At 59.7% G+C, this 16,000-nt stretch carries 12 protein-coding genes; 3 read left to right on the top strand and 9 right to left on the bottom strand.

Annotation, left to right across the window (positions count from 1 at the left end; genetic code table 11):
- Positions 1 to 186: 186 nt before the first annotated feature.
- The 5 genes from rplY to QLG02_RS13930 all read right to left on the bottom strand — a co-directional run bounded on the left by rplY (position 187) and on the right by QLG02_RS13930 (position 7,217).
- On the bottom strand, positions 187 to 474 hold the full coding sequence (rplY, locus tag QLG02_RS13950) for a 50S ribosomal protein L25 (protein WP_024945378.1): 288 nt from the start codon (positions 472 to 474) through the stop codon (positions 187 to 189).
- A 106-nt stretch (positions 475 to 580) separates the two neighbouring features.
- Entirely contained in the window at positions 581 to 1,447 is an 867-nt protein-coding gene (locus tag QLG02_RS13945) for a hypothetical protein (protein ID WP_282465451.1), read from the bottom strand.
- Positions 1,448 to 1,513: 66 nt separating this feature from the next.
- On the bottom strand, positions 1,514 to 5,413 hold the full coding sequence (gene hrpA / locus QLG02_RS13940) for an ATP-dependent RNA helicase HrpA (RefSeq protein WP_282465450.1): 3,900 nt from the start codon (positions 5,411 to 5,413) through the stop codon (positions 1,514 to 1,516).
- Between the two features lie 226 nt (positions 5,414 to 5,639).
- On the bottom strand, positions 5,640 to 6,062 hold the full coding sequence (locus QLG02_RS13935) for a CBS domain-containing protein (protein ID WP_017408387.1): 423 nt from the start codon (positions 6,060 to 6,062) through the stop codon (positions 5,640 to 5,642).
- 84 nt (positions 6,063 to 6,146) lie between these two features.
- On the bottom strand, positions 6,147 to 7,217 hold the full coding sequence (locus QLG02_RS13930) for a transcriptional regulator (protein WP_011706072.1): 1,071 nt from the start codon (positions 7,215 to 7,217) through the stop codon (positions 6,147 to 6,149).
- A 1,037-nt stretch (positions 7,218 to 8,254) separates the two neighbouring features.
- On the opposite strand from QLG02_RS13930, the gene QLG02_RS13925 reads away from it, so the two are divergent.
- The gene (locus QLG02_RS13925; protein ID WP_282465449.1) at positions 8,255 to 9,943 is read left to right on the top strand and encodes a phospholipid carrier-dependent glycosyltransferase; all 1,689 of its coding nucleotides are present in this window, start codon (positions 8,255 to 8,257) and stop codon (positions 9,941 to 9,943) included.
- 185 nt (positions 9,944 to 10,128) lie between these two features.
- On the opposite strand, the gene QLG02_RS13920 is transcribed toward QLG02_RS13925, so the two are convergent.
- The 4 genes from QLG02_RS13920 to QLG02_RS13905 form a co-directional block, all read right to left on the bottom strand.
- Positions 10,129 to 10,458, bottom strand: coding sequence for a YbaB/EbfC family nucleoid-associated protein (locus QLG02_RS13920; RefSeq protein ID WP_011706069.1), 330 nt, complete (start codon positions 10,456 to 10,458; stop codon positions 10,129 to 10,131).
- A 115-nt stretch (positions 10,459 to 10,573) separates the two neighbouring features.
- Positions 10,574 to 13,114, bottom strand: a complete 2,541-nt coding sequence (gene dnaX, locus QLG02_RS13915) for a DNA polymerase III subunit gamma/tau (RefSeq protein WP_282465448.1) — start codon at positions 13,112 to 13,114, stop codon at positions 10,574 to 10,576.
- A gap of 182 nt (positions 13,115 to 13,296) precedes the next feature.
- Positions 13,297 to 13,842, bottom strand: coding sequence for an adenine phosphoribosyltransferase (apt, locus tag QLG02_RS13910; RefSeq protein ID WP_016350746.1), 546 nt, complete (start codon positions 13,840 to 13,842; stop codon positions 13,297 to 13,299).
- A gap of 131 nt (positions 13,843 to 13,973) precedes the next feature.
- The gene (locus QLG02_RS13905; protein ID WP_011706066.1) at positions 13,974 to 14,351 is read right to left on the bottom strand and encodes a YbaN family protein; all 378 of its coding nucleotides are present in this window, start codon (positions 14,349 to 14,351) and stop codon (positions 13,974 to 13,976) included.
- Positions 14,352 to 14,560: 209 nt separating this feature from the next.
- On the opposite strand from QLG02_RS13905, the gene dusC reads away from it, so the two are divergent.
- The gene (gene dusC, locus QLG02_RS13900; RefSeq protein WP_282465447.1) at positions 14,561 to 15,505 is read left to right on the top strand and encodes a tRNA dihydrouridine(16) synthase DusC; all 945 of its coding nucleotides are present in this window, start codon (positions 14,561 to 14,563) and stop codon (positions 15,503 to 15,505) included.
- Between the two features lie 97 nt (positions 15,506 to 15,602).
- Positions 15,603 to 15,971 carry a conjugal transfer protein TraR gene (locus tag QLG02_RS13895; RefSeq protein WP_282465446.1) on the top strand — a complete coding sequence of 123 codons (369 nt, stop codon included), beginning with the start codon at positions 15,603 to 15,605 and terminating at the stop codon, positions 15,969 to 15,971.
- Positions 15,972 to 16,000 lie beyond the last annotated feature (29 nt).

Raw genomic sequence — 16,000 nt, 5'->3', positions numbered from 1 at the left:
GTATTTGGACTTGTTCGAATACTTTATAGATGCCAGAGCATCACAGTTGGTGTACTGCTGTCAATCATGCCTACAAGTAAAGACTAACAGTACTATTTGAGTATTTTATTTTTATCGGGGAAAATGCTGTAAAAACAAAGAGGCCACCCGTTTGGGTGGCCTCTTTACTGGAACGTTCGTTGTCGATTAGACGCGAACGAAGTCCAGGTGAACCAGCTTGTAACGTACCGGGTGACGCTGGATAGCTTTCACTTTCACGTTAACTTCTTCGCCGTTGATAACCAGAGTCAGTACAGACTCGTAGAATTCTGGCTTTTCTTGGGCCAGGATGAATTTCTTGTGGTCAACGGTGATGGACTGGGCTTCTTTGCCTGCACCGTAAACGATGGCAGGAACTTGGTCAGCATGACGCAGGCGGCGGCTCGCACCTTTCCCCAGGTCAGAACGGACTTCAGCTTGGAATACGAAAGACATAATGTTTATCTCATATAGATGAATGTATGGTGTTGACTGCGACCGGTCAGCACCTCGCAAAACGAGGGCGCATAGTATCACGGGCCCCGAACAGTGACAAGAGACCTTAACGCCCCTGCTCCAACCGGGCAAAGCGCTGCTGCCGCTGGGCCGGGCTCAGGGCATCGAAGCGGGCCAGGGTCTGCGGCGCCGGACAATACAGGGTGTCTCCGGTCTTGACCCGAATGCCGTTGCCCATCAGCGCCCGATTGTCATCGACGATGGCCAGCAAATAGCTGTAGGTATCTCCCGCCGCCCCCGTCACGGTACCGCTCTGGGCCAGCATAGCGGCGATGCGCCAGAGCGTCTCCCCCGCCGCGACCTGATGACATACCCGTTTGCCGCCCGCCGCTGGCGCCGCCAGCGTGAGGGTACTGCCGGTCGGCTCGCTCGCCAGTGAAACCAGCGCGGGATCCTGCCCCTCACCTGCTTGAGCAAGCAGCGTCGCAGGCGCTTGCCAGTCCGCTGCTCGCAGATTCAGAACGGCCAGCAGGGGCTCGGCATCCTCTGTATTATTGCTACGGGGCTGACCTGGTCGCTGCGGCGCGGCAAACTCGGCCATGAAGGGTACGCCAAGGGTGGCCACCTCTTGCTGCGCATGATGCTGGTAAGGGGGAACCGCAACGGGTGCCAGCCCGTAGGCCGCCTCGTCAATGCGCCTTAACCTGGCCAGATAGGCCTTGGAGAGCTCGGCCTCCCCTTCGAACAGATCGAACGGTGGCACCAGCCTGGCCGGAAACAGCACCTGCCAGCGCCCCTTCTTCTTCTTGAGTTCCAGGGTGGGAAATTGATTGCCCCGCCAGGCCACGAACATGGCGGGCGGGGTGCGTTGCAGCGGGTAGTATTCCGGGTTCAGTTGCACCCAGGTTTGCTCGGCAATGGGTTGATAGCCACTGATGTTGACCATCGCCATCCCTAACCAGATTCCAAGCATCCTTGCTCCTCCGTCAGCGTCCAACCGGCCGGTAATACGGCACCGGCCCCTCTCCTTTACAGCAGATTAGCACTGAGCGATAGCATTCAGCACCCGTTTATCGGAGACCGGATAGGGGGTTCCCAGATTCTGGGCAAAAAACGATACCCGCAGCTCCTCGATCATCCAGCGAATATTGGCCACCTCGGTGGGAATAAGCTGGGATTTGGGGATCTTGGCGAGCAGCGCCTTGTACTCAGACTCCACGCTGTGCACCTTGAGCATATAGACCCGATCCCGGTTGGGATCGATGGCGAGCTTCTCCAGGCGCCGCTCGATGGCCCGCAGGTAGCGCAGCAAGTCAGGCAGCCGCTGCCAGCCGGTCTCGGTGACAAAGCCCTTGTGAATAAGGTTGCCTAGCTGCTGCTGGATATCGGACATGGCAAAGGCGGTGTCGAGCTGCATCTTGCCCTTGAGCCGTTTCTTGATCTCATGGGACAGTGTCAGCACGGCCTCCACCTGCTTGGCCACCTCCACCACCGCATCGTTGAGCTCGGCGCGGACATACTCCTTGAGTGCCTCGAAACCGGCCTCGTCCCACGCCATACCGCCGTGCTGCTCAATCAGCTTGTCACAGCCGCAGGCGATGCAGTCATCGATAAGCTCGGCCACCTTGCCAAACGGGTTGAAATAGAGCCCCAGCTTGGCCTTGTTGGGCAGCTTTTCCTGCAGATACTTGATGGGCGATGGCACGTTGAGCAGCACCAGCCGGCGCTGGCCCGCCCACATCAGCTGCTGCTGCACCACCGGGCTCTCCACCAGCTGGATGGCGACCGAATCCTTCTGATCCACCAGGGCCGGATAGGCCTTCACCTCGAAACCGCCCCGCTTCTGACTGTACTCTTGCGGCAGCTCGCCAAAGCTCCACAGGGTGAGGCCGGACTGCTCGATATCATCGTCCGCCACTTGTGACAGGGTCTCCTGCACCTTGCCGCGCAGCGACTCTTTCAAGGCCTCCAGATCTTTCCCTTCCGCCACCTTCTTGTGTTTGTCGTCCACCACCCGGAAGGTGAGTTTCAGGTGATCGGGCACCGCAGCCCAGTCCCAGGATTCACGGGGCACAGTCACACCCGTCATACGGCGCAGCTGGCGTTCCATCTCGTCCAGCAACGGCCCCTGCTCGGGGTTGATACTGGCGAGCAGTGCATCGGCATAGTTGGGCGCCGGCACAAAGTTCTTGCGCATCGGCTTTGGCATCGACTTGATGAGGGCCACCAGCAGCTCATGACGCAGACCCGGGATCAGCCACTCGAACCCCTTAACCTCCACCTGGTTCAGGAGCGGCAGCGGAATATGCAGGGTCACGCCATCCGCCGCCTCCCCCGGCTCGAACTGATAGGTCAGCTTGAGCTTGAGACGCCCCTGCTGCCAGAAGTTGGGGTAGTCGAGATCGCTGATGTGGGCCGCATCCCCCTTCATCAACATCTCTTTCTCGAAGTTGAGCAGCTCGGCGTCCTGCTTTTGCGCCTCTTTCCACCACTTGTCGAAATGGCGGGCGGAGATCACCTCCTCTGGCAAGCGGGCATCGTAGAAGCGGAACAGATCCTCGTCATCCACCAGGATGTCGCGCCGCCGGGACTTGTGCTCCAGCGCCTCCACCTCGGCCAAGAGCTTGCGGTTGTCGCTGAAGAAACGGTGGCGAGTCTCGAAATCCCCCTCCACCAGGGCGCGGCGGATAAACAGCTCGCGGCACAGCGCCGGATCGATGCGGCTGAAGTTGATGATGCGCTCATTGACCAGCGTCAGGCCATAAAGCGTCACCTTCTCCTTGGCCATCACGGCGCCGTTTTTCTTCGACCAGTGGGGGTCGCTGTGGTGCAGCTTGATGAGGTGGCCCGCCAGCGGCTCCACCCACTCGGGTTCAATCTTGGCGTTGATACGGGCGTAGAGGCGTGAGGTCTCCACCAATTCTGCGGCCATCACCCACTTGGGCGGCTTCTTGAACAGACCCGAGGCCGGGAACAGGTGGAAGCGGCCATTGCGGGCGCCAAGGAATTCGGGCTTTTCCAGATCCTTGTTGCCGATGTGGCTCAAGAGGCCGGTCAGCAGGGCGCAGTGCACCGTCTTGAAATCCGCCGGTTCATGGTTGGCTTTAAAACCAAGCTCTTTCACCGTCTGGCGCAGCTGGAAGTGAATGTCCTGCCACTCGCGCACCCGCAGGTAGGAGAGAAACTCCTTCTGGCACATGCGGCGGAACGGGTTGCTGCCAAGGGCATCCTGCTGTTCTTTCAGGTAATTCCACAGATTGACGAAGGCGAGGAAGTCGGAATCCTTGTCCTCAAAGCGTCGGTGCTGCTCGTCGGCGGCCTGCTTCTTCTCCATGGGCCGTTCGCGGGGATCCTGAATGCTGAGGGCAGCGGTGATCACCATCACCTCGCTCAGACAGCCGGTCTGCGCCGCGCTGATCACCATCTTCGCCAGACGCGGATCAAGGGGGATGCGCGAGAGCTGGCGACCGGTCTCGGTCAGCTGCAGTTTCGCTTCGCGATCGCCGGTGGCGGGCAGCTCGCGCACCGCCTCCAGCTCTTTGAGCAGGGTCAGGCCATCCTTGATATGGCGCGACTCAGGCGGCTCGACGAACGGGAACGCCTCCATGTTGCCAAGGCCGAGCGCCAGCATCTGCAGGATGACGGATGCCAGGTTGGTGCGCAGGATCTCGGGGTCGGTAAAGGCCGGACGACCGTTGAAATCCTCCTCGGAGTAGAGGCGGATGCAGATACCATCCGCCACCCGACCGCAGCGACCTTTACGCTGGTTAGCGCTGGCCTGGGAAACCGGCTCGATGGGCAGGCGCTGCACCTTGGTGCGCCAGGAGTAGCGGCTGATGCGGGCGGTGCCCGGATCGATGACGTAACGAATGCCCGGCACCGTCAGCGAGGTCTCCGCCACGTTGGTGGCCAGCACGATGCGCCGTCCGGCATGTTGCTGGAACACCTTGTTCTGCTCGGTGTTGGAGAGGCGGGCGTAGAGCGGCAGCACCTCGGTGTCGCGCAGATTGAGCTTGCGCAGGGCATCGGCAGTATCGCGGATCTCCCGCTCGCCATTCATGAAGATGAGGATGTCCCCCAGCCCTTCGCGGGCCAGCTCTTCCACCGCATCGAAGATCCCCTGCAGTTCATCGCGCTCCTCCAGCCCCTCGCTCTTGTCACTGGTGAGCGGGCGATAACGGACCTCCACCGGGTAGGTGCGACCTGATACTTCGATCACCGGCGCCTTGTTGAAATGGCGGGAGAAGCGCTGCGGGTCAATGGTGGCGGAGGTGATGATCACCTTGAGATCGGGGCGCCTTGGCAACAGCTGCTTGAGATAGCCCAGAATGAAGTCGATGTTGAGGCTGCGCTCGTGGGCCTCATCGATAATGATGGTGTCGTACTGGGTGAGCATTCGGTCGTTCTGGATCTCCGCCAGCAGGATACCGTCGGTCATCAGCTTGATGTGAGTCTGCTCGCTAACCTGATCGGTAAAGCGCACCTTGTAGCCCACGTAGTGGCCGAGTTCGGACTCCATCTCTTCGGCAATACGGGCCGCCACGGTGCGGGCCGCCAGACGACGCGGTTGGGTGTGGCCGATGAAGCCCTTCACCCCGCGCCCGAGCGCCAGACAGATCTTGGGGATCTGGGTGGTTTTGCCCGAGCCGGTTTCGCCGGCGATGATCACTACTTGGTGCTCTTCAATGGCTTTGGCGATCTCCGCCTGCTTTTGGCTGACCGGCAGGTTGTCCGGATAGGTGACCTTGGGCACGCCCGCCAGACGGGACTGATAACGCGCCTGTGCCGCATCCAGATCGGCGGCGATGGTCTCGAGTACCACAGCCTGTTTGCCCTCGGGCAGCTTCTTGGCTCCGTGCAAACGGCTGGAGAGACGGCGGGCGTCGAGATTCATGCAGGCAGGGAGACGGCGGCGCAGCGCCTCGATAGAGAGAGACAAGGTACGAATTCCTTAAAAGAGTGCCCGGCAATAGGGCCATATCGATAGCTGGGAGAGATCCTAAAGAGCGAGGCAGGAGGGTGCAAGCCTTAAAGCAGCCGCAAAGGCGATGAAAGAGGTGTTATCCGGGTAGCCAGTTCTTCATGTCGGCATTCACCATCACCATAAGAAAGAGCAGGCCAGATGCCTGCTCTTTGGATGACAACAGTGCCTCCATCAATCGGGCTCAGGCCCGCGCCTTGCGCACGAAGCAGGCTCCCAGCTGGGCGTGGATGGCCTGCATCACGTCGTGGCGGCTGATGACCCCCAGCAGATGCCCCTCTTCCACCACCGGGTAGATCTTGGGTTTTTGCCCCATCATCATCTCGGCCAGCTCCAGAATGCTGGTATCGGGGCCGACGGCCAGCACCTCCTTGCGCATCACGTCCCGTACCTGGGCCACTTGTTCGCAGTGGTAGGCCTCTTTCAACATGACGGCGATGCAGTCCTGCTCGGAGACCCAGCCAATCAGATGACCCCGCCCATCCACCACGGGACCGCCAAGCTGGCGGCTGTTGAGAAATTTTTCCACCGCCGCCTGCACCATCATCTCCGCGCTGAAGGTGATGGGCCGAGTCTGCATGTAATCCTTTGCCTTGAGTGATTCCATCGTGCATTCCCCCAACCGGCCTCCCGGCCGGGAGGCGCGAGCCGGGCACTATGTCCGGCTCACTCCAAGCATAGCTTGCATGGATCAGGAGATGGATTGCAGCAACAGCAAGAGCTCGTTCTGGCTGTGGCAATCGGTCTTCTTGAAGACCCCCTTCAAGGTCGAGCGCACGGTTTCCACCTTGACGCCGCGCAGCTCGGCGATGTCGTTGCTGCTGTAGCCCTTGCTCATCAGCACCAGCAACTCTTTCTCGCCGATGGTGAGCGGATAGAGACTGGCCAGCGCTTCGATGTCCGGGTTGAAGGAGTGTTCGGGATCCCGCAGCACCACTTCCACATACCGCTCGAAGCGGTTGAGACCGCTCATCAGGGTGCACTGGATCAGCAACGGCCGCAGATTGGGCTGACGGGGAATGGACATATAAGCGCTGGCACCGGGCAGCAGATAGGCAAAGCCATTCAATATCTCTTTGAACTGGCGTTGCTGCTCCTTATTTTGCAGCGAGAAAATACCATTGCCTGCCCGCAACTCCACGTTCTCGTCGGCAATACGATTGAAGGCCACGTTGGAATAATGAATATGCCCTTTGTCATCCACTATGGCGCTGGGTTTATTGTGGTTTTTTACCAGCTGTTGCAGCTGATAGTTCTGGGTTTCCAGGGCTAGCAGGTTCCAATAATGTTGGCTCCAGGCCGCGAGGCCAGAATAAACTTCGCCAAGGGAAGAAATTTCCTGGGCACTGAAATCATCCTGGGTGGCCGCCCGATAGGTACACAGGCTGCTAAGCCCCCGCCCCTTCACCCGGCAGACACCACCGGCCGCGAACTGGGCGCCGAAGCTGGCCAGCAGACCCGCCGAGTTGGACAGCGTGTTGGCGCTGACGATCCCCTGGCAGCCCTTGTCCAGATAGTGATTGAACCACACATCCTGGCGATGGTGCTGGACGTAGAACTGCTGCTGGGCCTCGGTCAAGCCGCTCGCGAAGAGCTTGATGCCGTCGCTCTTGTCATCATCGCGCAACAGGAACAGCGACGAGCTGCCCGACACGTCGGAGCGGAACTGATCCACTACCAACTTAATGTCAGAATCATTAATACCGCACTCATATAACTGGCTTATATAGGGCGATACCCTTTCTTTTACTAATGCCTTCACACCCGAACTCCTAATTCTTATTTTTATTGAAGTGGCATCTTACTCTGCAATGAGAAACGCGAAAAGTAGTCAAATGAACAAAGGTTTTATAACTGATCCATAAATAGTAATGATGAAACGACATAAGCGTCTTCGAAAGCGAAAATCTTAAATCCAAGTTAATGTTTTATATGATTTTTGTCGTTGATGTTGGGTTTGTCTGCAACAAGGCAACAGGCCAGTACCACGGTCGATTGCGCGCAAAAGCACTCCTCTTGCACCATTTGTTGCGACAAGTTGCACTGCAGCGACAAAATCATCCCGCCAGCCGGGCCGTTGCCCCAGTTATTCTGGGTCTGCCGCTGGCACTACACACTCCACGATTCGCACGCATCAGCTGCAACTTGTCCAAAGATCTGCGGGCAACTACCAAGGTACTCTCGGCAACTCGAAGATCTTCATCTCAACCTTCGTCGCCGGCATTCTCCTCAACGTCTTGGTCAACATGGATCAGCTGGTGGTGATCTGGCTGCAGAATGAGCACACCCAAAAGACGCTATCACCTCACTTGCTGTTGACGTCTCCAGTCAAGCGAAGATCCCAACGCAATGCATCTGCTCTGCCTACCTTCGAGATTGCCTCGATACCTGGTGCACCTTCCATCAGGAGTCGCGCATATCGAGCTCCAGAAAACCGATATGAAAAATAAAAACATAGAAGCGGTCAGCGGTATCAAATATGGCCGGTATGTTTATCCATGGCTCGTCAAGCACATTGACGACTACAGAGAAAAAGAATAAGTGAAGCAATCAATGCATTTATGTTGCAAGTGGCAAAGCAAGACAAAATGTCTCACCACAATAAAGGTGAACCTCTTAAGTAATATTTGGTAACAACTTGTTCATTAGCATCCGTCATAATATATGATACTAGATTGACTATCGATATTTTATTGTGGTGAGCCTTCATCTATATGGATATTACCATGACCCATTCTCAGACCACGGATGTTAGTCTGTACGTTATCAAAGCACAGCCTTGCCTGCCGAGAGGCCCTCATGCAGCCCACTAGCACAGCCCCGAATACGCATCTGCACGGATTATTGCTGATGGTGCTGGCCATCACCCTGATGGGTCAGTTTGGGCACCAGTTGTGGACGCCCGACGAGCCTCGCGAGGCGGCCATCGCCTGGGAGATGTTCACCAGCCGTGAACTGGCCATCCCGACGCTGGGCGGCAGCAGCTTCATCGAAAAACCGCCCCTCTATTACATCCTCACCATTCCCTTTCTTGCCCTGCTGCACGACAGCCTCGGCGTCACAGTGGCGCTGCGTCTGGTGGGAGCTCTGTGGGCCATGGCAACCCTGCTGTTCACCGGCCTGCTGGCCAGACGGGTACTTGGCTCCAGCACTGCCGCCCTCTGGTCGGTGATCGCCCTGGGTACCATGGAGGGCTTCATCATGAACAGCCACTGGATCCGGGTCGATACCAGCCTCGCCTTTTTCGTCGCCTTCACCATGTGGGCATTTGCCGAATGGTATCTGGCGGAACGCCAGCACATGCTCTGGTGTGCGGGACTTGGGCTCTCCCTCTGCTTTCTGGTCAAGGGCCCCATCGGTCCCATCACCCTCTTCTTCGGCTGGCTGGCGCTGTTTCTGCCGGCACTCAAACGCCATCTTGCACACCAGGAGGGAGGCCGCTTCGTGATACAGCATCTCGGCATGACCCTCCTGTTTGTCGCCCCCATCGCCGGCTGGCTGCTGGCCCTGTGGCAGCATCCTGAGGGGGAGTCGCTCTGGCAGCAGTGGTTCTGGCAAAATCAGGTGGGCAGGTTGACGGGCAGCTCGGCCGAACTCGGTCACATCAAGCCCGGTGAATACCTCTTTTACCTTGGCGGGCTGGCCGAATACACCCTGCCCTGGCTGCCCCTGGTACTGCTCTGGTGCTGGCAGACCCTGAGGCAGAAGCAGTGGAGCGCCTCCCGCCTGTTTCTGCTGAGCTGGGCGCTGGGCACCCTGCTGCTGCTCAGCATCGCCTCCACCAAGCGGACTCTCTACCTCTTTCCATTGATGCCGGTCTTTGCCCTGATGATCGGCCAACTGAGCGTCTGCTGGCCTCGCTGGCTCAATGGTTATGGCCGTGGCTGGACCTTGTTCATGTTCCTGTTTGCACTGGCGTTGCTGATGGCCCCCTTTTATCTGCCGCTGTTGCCGCTGGAAATACCCGATAATGTGCTCAGGGTCATCAGTACGCTGGGTTGGCGACATGTATTTGCGGCCATATTGCTTATCTTTGCGGTAGAACAGTTGTGGCGCTGGCGTGAAATACACGGCGCAACCTTGCTGGCCAGCGCAGCCGGTATTATGTTTATGCTGACATTTATTCTGGCCTACCCTGCCATTGATGCTGCCAAGAATATGAAAGATGACACCCAACACTTCTTGTTTAAAATACCGCTAGAACAACGGGCCAATATTGCCGGCTGGCAATTTGGTGAAACCGAGCGCGGATTATTTTCGGTATATGGCAACTGGCAAATAACCAATGTCGACAAGGCCCGCCTCAATGCTATTTTGACCTGCAAGGACCCCGTCTATACCAGCCTGCTCATCAACCAGGATGACCCGCATTTCCAGCTGGCCCAACTGCTGGCAGAGCAGCCTTACCGGCTGCTGGCGACAGGCCACCCCAGGGTGGACAAGGATGTCCGAGCCATCTATTGGGTGAAGGGACGCTGCCTTCCTTGAGAGTACCCTCCTGCATAGCTGGGTAGCACTTCGCAGTTGCGCGCCAGCAGGCGAACAAACAAGACCGGCTATCGCCTTGCAAACCGGATAAAAAAACACAGCGGATACATTTCTGTATCCGCTGTGTTGTCTGGTCACGCCATAGTGCGCAAGAAACGCGGTACGGCGCACTTACCAAGCCGAGCTTAGAACGGCATCTTGAAACCGGGGGGCAGTTGCATGCCGCCGGTCAGTTCGCCCATCTTGCTCTTGTTCTGCTCTTCCACGCGACGCACGGCATCGTTGACGGCTGCGGCCACCAGATCTTCCAGCATCTCTTTGTCATCTTCCATCAGGCTCGGGTCGATCTCGATGCGGCGCACGCTGTGGCTGCCGGCCATGGTGACCTTGACCATGCCAGCGCCGGCTTCACCGACCACTTCCATCTGGGCAAGCTGCTCTTGCATCTTCTGCATGCGCTCTTGCATCTGTTGGGCCTGTTTCATCAGGTTCCCCATTCCACCTTTACCAAACATATGTCGTCTCTCGTCTTGAAATCCGGCATCCAGCGCCGGGCCGTGGGTTTACCCGTCCTAAGTGGGGACAGCCAAACCATTTTTCAACCGGGCACCAAGCCCGGCATGGTGTTTGTCAGCGACTCAGCGGCTCTATGCTGTCGTGGTGAAGCACGGCGCCAAATCGCTGCTGCAAAAATTGCACGTTGGGATCCTGCTCCAGATCCCGGGTAACCTGCTCACGCACCCCGAGATAGAGGCGATGTTCTATCTCCAGCGGCGTCTCCTGCTCGGGCACACTGCCCAGCGTGACCTCCACCTGCACCGGTTGCCCCAGCTCGGGGCCGATGATCTCGGCCAGATCGGCGCGCGCCCTGTCGCTGATCAGATGGCGCTGCTCCGGTTTGAGGGTCAACAATACCTTGTCCCCCTGCAGGCTCATGACCGAGTTGATGGCCAGCTGACGCAGCCGACCACCGACACCGGTGCGGGCAATCAGCTCGGCCCAGGGATCGCCACAGCTGTTCAGCAGAGAGGACGGGATCAATCTGGCCGCCACTTCTCCCGCTTGCGGCTGGCTGTCCCCCTCCAGCTCGTCCCAGTCGATGGTCTCCATCACCGAGGCCGCAGGCACCGGCTCGCTGGCAACGACCTCGCGAGGGGCCGTCACGGGGGCTGCAACAGGCGCAGCGCTAACCTGCCGAGGTGCACTACCCTCCAGATCCCAGGGCGGTAGATCGTCTGACTGAGGACGTGCCACGGCCGCGGGGACAGGCGCCGGTGGCGCCACCTGGGCAGTCCGCTCCGGCAGAGGGGCGCTGGCAAACGCATCGCTGAAACCTTGGCTCAAATACTCTTCGTAGTCGCTGCCGCTCTCTTCATAGGCATCGAGCGGCGGCAAGTCGTCATACCCCGTCTGCGGAGCTGGCCGGGCAGACGCCTGCCCTTGCCCATCAACCCGCGCCGGTTGCGGCTCGAAAGCCGGGGCTGGCGTGGCGGCGGCTGGCTGTATCGCAGTTGCCGGTCTGGCAGCAGCCACCGGTTTGGCGGGCGCTGTGCGCACAGAGGTGGTCGTCACAGACGGTTCGCTGCGCAGACGGCTGCGCAACAGATTGCGCTTGCCAAGCAGGCTTTGCATGCTGGAGACCGTCGAGGGGACGGTGTCTGCGTCGGCCACCACCTCGGCCTGCGGGATTGATTCGGGCTCGGCCATGACAGGCACTGAGGGAGGAACCACAGACGGCTCTGCCGGCATTTCGCCGGACGCGGCCGGCAACGTCGCCGCCTCGTAGCCCATCTGCTCGGCCTCGCGCAGCAACTCATCCTGCTCGGCAAACAGCAGCTCGGCGCCGTTATCCTGTCTCTCCAAAGCTGGCTCGACAGTTGCTGGCTCGGCCATGACTGCAGGGGTAATAGTCGCTGCAGGCGCGGCGGCTGCAACCGCAGACGAAGCCTGTGGCGCTGCACTGGCAGCCGGGGCCGGCTCAGCCCCCTGGGGCTTTCCCGGCGCCGCTGCGCCACTTCTCGCCTCTGTCGCCAACCCTCCCATGGCGGGGGGTTGCGCCGTCAGGCTGGCGGGGTGCAGTACTTCACGCCGGGGCGAGAAGGCCAGCATCCGCAGGCAGGTCATCTCCAGCGCAGTACGGCCATCGGGCGCCCAGGGCAAGTCTTTACGGCCGCCCAGCACGATTTGATAGCAGAGCTGCACCTCTTCCGGGCTCATGGCCTGGGCCAGCTGCAGCAGGGCATCGGCATCTGCCCCCTGCTCCTGCACGGTGGCCGGCAGCAGCTGCGCCATGGCGATGCGATGGAGCAAGCCTTCCAGCTCGGCGTGCAGCTGATCAAAATCGGGACCCAGGGTGGCAATTTCGGTGATCTTGGCCATGGTGGCCGGCGCATCCTGGCGCAACACCGCCTCCAGCAGCTGGTGCAGATGGCGATGATCGAGCGTGCCCAGCATGGCCAGTACGCTGTCGAGGCGCACGCTGCCATTGCCGTGGGCCAGCGCCTGATCGGTCAGGCTCAGGGCGTCGCGCATGCTGCCGTCGGCCGCCTTGGCCAGCGCCAGCAGGGCGCGCGGTTCAAAGGGTTGTCCCTCCTGATCCAGCACCCATTCGAGCTGCTTGGCGATCTGGGTCTGATCCAGACTCTTCAGATGAAACTGCAGGCAGCGCGAGAGGATGGTGATCGGCAGCTTCTGCGGATCCGTGGTGGCCAGCAGGAACTTCACATAGGGGGGCGGCTCTTCCAGGGTTTTCAGCAGCGCGTTGAAGCTGTGGCGCGACAACATGTGCACTTCATCGATGAGGTAGACCTTGAAGCGGCCACGGGCCGGCCGGTACTGCACGTTGTCGAGCAGTTCGCGGGTATCTTCCACCTTGGTGCGGGACGCCGCATCGATCTCCAGCAGATCGACGAAGTTGCCCTGATCGATCTCGCGGCAGGTGTCGCACACCCCGCACGGGTGGCTGCTGATCCCCTGCTCGCAGTTGAGGCTCTTGGCCAGGATGCGGGCGATGGTGGTCTTGCCGACCCCGCGGGTGCCGCTCAGCAGATAGGCGTGATGCAGCCGTCCCTGATCCAGGGCGTTGGTCAAGGCGGTCAGCACATGATGCTGGCCTACCACTTGTTCAAACGTATGGGGGCGCCATTTACGCGCCAGAACCTGATAGCTCATAGATCTCGATGCAGGGATGACAAGGCATTGAGGCTGGATGCTAACACAAATGCGGGGCGGGCTGTATCGGCTATCGGACAGGGCGGGAGGGATCGCTTGAATTTCAAACCGATGCCCGTACGGGCACCGGTCTGGACGCAGGCAAGGCTGACGAGACCTGCCTGCTTGGTCAGACTGAGGGCTTATTCGCCCGGCAGCTCGACCAGAGAAACTACCTTGACGCCGGCGGCAGTCAGGCGGGCGTCACCACCGAGGGACGGCAGGGAGATGATGAAGGCGGCATCCACCACTTCACCGCCAGCGCGGCGAATGAGCTTGACGGTGGCATCGACGGTGCCGCCAGTGGCCAGCAGATCGTCCACGACCAGCACCTTGTCACCGGGCACGATGGCGTCGGTGTGCAGTTGCAGGGTGTCGGTGCCGTATTCGAGGGCATAGGACTCTTCGATGACGGCGCGGGGCAGCTTGCCCGGCTTGCGAACCGGCACGAAGCCCAGACCCATGGCGTAGGCAACCGGCGCGCCGAAGATGAAGCCGCGTGCTTCGGTACCGACAATCTTGGTGATCCCTTGATCACGATAGTGATTGGCCAGCAGATCGATGGTGGCCTTGAAGGCATCGGCATTCTCGATCAGGCTGGTGATGTCGCGAAACAGGATGCCCGGCTTCGGATAGTCGGGAATGGTCTTGATGCTCGCTTCGATAAATTTCAGGGTTTCCGGATTCATGGTTTGACCGTTTGTTTTTCGACGCAGATGGTCGTTTCTCTCAGCTTCCCGCCAGCGGGAAATAAAAAGGCCCGTCACGCAAAAATGACAGGCCGACTCCATAGCATTATTGCCGCAATAGCTTAGGGACTTCACTTCTCCATTGCAACTGGCTCCAGCACTGGCAGACGCATTAACCAGGTGAGCAGGATCACCATTATGGCAATGAGCAGCAGCCTGACCCACAGCAGGGGGACTACCGCCAGCGACACCGAGAAGGAGAGCAGAATGAAGAGGATGGCGCGCCGCCGCGCATGGCGGCGAATGCCGCGATACTGCTGCCAGTCGGCAATGGGCGGCCCGAACCAGGGGTGGGCCAGCAGCCAGCGGTGGAAACGAGGGGACGAGCGGGCAAACAGGGCCGCCGCCAGCAGCATGAAGGGGGTGGTCGGCAGCAGGGGCAGCACGATGCCGATGATGCCGGTCACGAATGCCAGCCAGCCCAACCCCATCAAACACCAACGTTTCATCACAACCCCTCTTACCATGCCCTTGCGTCATCCTAACAGGATCCGCCCCCATGTTGACAACGATTCCCATTATCACGGCAACTGATGCCCCGGATCACGGGGCTTACGCGCCAATAATGGCCCATTCCCATGGTGTGACGGCTGACAACCTGTCCCGTTACCACTACAATCTGCGCTCTTTTTTCTCTGTTTGCCCTTCGGAACCGGTTATGCGCGTTATTTTGGCCCCCATGCAGGGGGTGCTGGATCACTTGATGCGGGAGGTGCTCACCTCCGTCAACGATTACGACCTCTGCGTCAGCGAATTCATCCGGGTGGTCGATCAGCTGCTGCCGGCCAAGGTGTTCCATCGCCTCTGCCCCGAGCTCAAACAGGACGGCAAGACTCAAGCCGGCACCCCGGTGCGGGTACAACTGCTGGGCCAGCACCCAGAATGGCTGGCCGAAAACGCGCTGCGGGCCATCGAACTCGGCTCCCCTGGCGTCGATCTCAACTTCGGCTGCCCTGCCCCCACGGTCAACAAGAGCAAGGGGGGCGCCGTGCTGCTCAAAGAGCCCGAGACAATCTATCGCATCGTCAAGGCGGTGCGCGAGGCGGTGCCAGCCCACCTGCCGGTGAGCGCCAAGATCCGCCTCGGCTACGATGACAAGGAGCTCTATCTGGAGAACGCCCAGGCCGTTCATCAAGGCGGCGCCAACGAGCTGGCCGTGCACGCCCGCACCAAGCGCGAAGGCTACAAGGCGCCGGCCCACTGGGAGTATGTGGACGCCATTCGCCGAGCCCTGCCCATCCCCGTCACCGCCAACGGCGAGATCTGGGATCATGCGGATGCCCTCGCCTGCGCCCAAGTCTCCGGCTGCGATACCCTGATGGTGGGCCGCGGCGCCATCTCCCTGCCCAATCTGGCCAACGTGATGAAGACCGGCTGTGCCCACATGAGCTGGGCCGAGGTGCTGCAGCTGATGGTGAGCTACACCGAGCAGGACTTGGCGAGCGAGAAGGCGGACTACTACCCGAGCCGGATCAAGCAGTGGTTCAGCTATCTCAAACGGGAGTATCCCGAGGCGGATCGGCTGTTTGGGGAAATCCGGGTACTCAAGGAGACCCATCCCATCCGGGATGCCTTGCTGCAGGCGTCGAAAACTGTGATCTAACCGTCCTTTACTTGACGCATATCATCTTGATAATCCTGTCGCTTCCCTATACTGCCCCAGATTCGTAATTCGTCTGTTGGGGGCTAGTGTGTGTGAAATGACGCAAGCTCAGTTGGCCGTGTGGCGTGATCGCCTGCTGACTGACTGGGCGCAAGTAAGAGAAGAGCTGATCGGTCAGCTCAAAGCCTGTCGGCGTGACGAGTGGGCAGAGAAGGTGGATCACTGCGAGCGGGATCAACTGGTTGATCTGACCAGCCGCCTCGACTTGCCCAGGGTGGAGCAGAGCGTGGCTCGCCTCAAGCGTATCGATGCCGCCCTCTGTCAGATGGATCTGGGCCTCTATGGCCTCTGTTCCGACTGCGAGGAGCCGCTGGCCATCGAACAGCTGGAACAGGACCCGACCCTGCAACGCTGCCCGCGCTGCGAAGCCCGCTATCGCAAGGGATTCCACGCCCACGAACTCTGAGGGATGCACGTCCGTGCATCCTCTTCTGC

Origin of the sequence: Aeromonas sp. V90_14 (genome assembly GCF_029967615.1) — a bacterium.
Classification (GTDB): Bacteria; Pseudomonadota; Gammaproteobacteria; order Enterobacterales; family Aeromonadaceae; genus Aeromonas; species Aeromonas hydrophila.
This window is presented reverse-complemented; position numbering and strand designations above follow the sequence as displayed.

Coding starts and splice junctions, on each gene's coding strand:
- QLG02_RS13935 (WP_017408387.1), bottom strand. CDS start 6,062: ATGGAATCACTCAAGGCAAAGGATTACATGCAGACTCGGCCCATCACC.
- dnaX (WP_282465448.1), bottom strand. CDS start 13,114: ATGAGCTATCAGGTTCTGGCGCGTAAATGGCGCCCCCATACGTTTGAA.
- QLG02_RS13945 (WP_282465451.1), bottom strand. CDS start 1,447: ATGCTTGGAATCTGGTTAGGGATGGCGATGGTCAACATCAGTGGCTAT.
- apt (WP_016350746.1), bottom strand. CDS start 13,842: ATGAATCCGGAAACCCTGAAATTTATCGAAGCGAGCATCAAGACCATT.
- QLG02_RS13925 (WP_282465449.1), top strand. CDS start 8,255: ATGCAGCCCACTAGCACAGCCCCGAATACGCATCTGCACGGATTATTG.
- dusC (WP_282465447.1), top strand. CDS start 14,561: ATGCGCGTTATTTTGGCCCCCATGCAGGGGGTGCTGGATCACTTGATG.
- QLG02_RS13905 (WP_011706066.1), bottom strand. CDS start 14,351: ATGAAACGTTGGTGTTTGATGGGGTTGGGCTGGCTGGCATTCGTGACC.
- rplY (WP_024945378.1), bottom strand. CDS start 474: ATGTCTTTCGTATTCCAAGCTGAAGTCCGTTCTGACCTGGGGAAAGGT.
- QLG02_RS13895 (WP_282465446.1), top strand. CDS start 15,603: ATGACGCAAGCTCAGTTGGCCGTGTGGCGTGATCGCCTGCTGACTGAC.
- QLG02_RS13920 (WP_011706069.1), bottom strand. CDS start 10,458: ATGTTTGGTAAAGGTGGAATGGGGAACCTGATGAAACAGGCCCAACAG.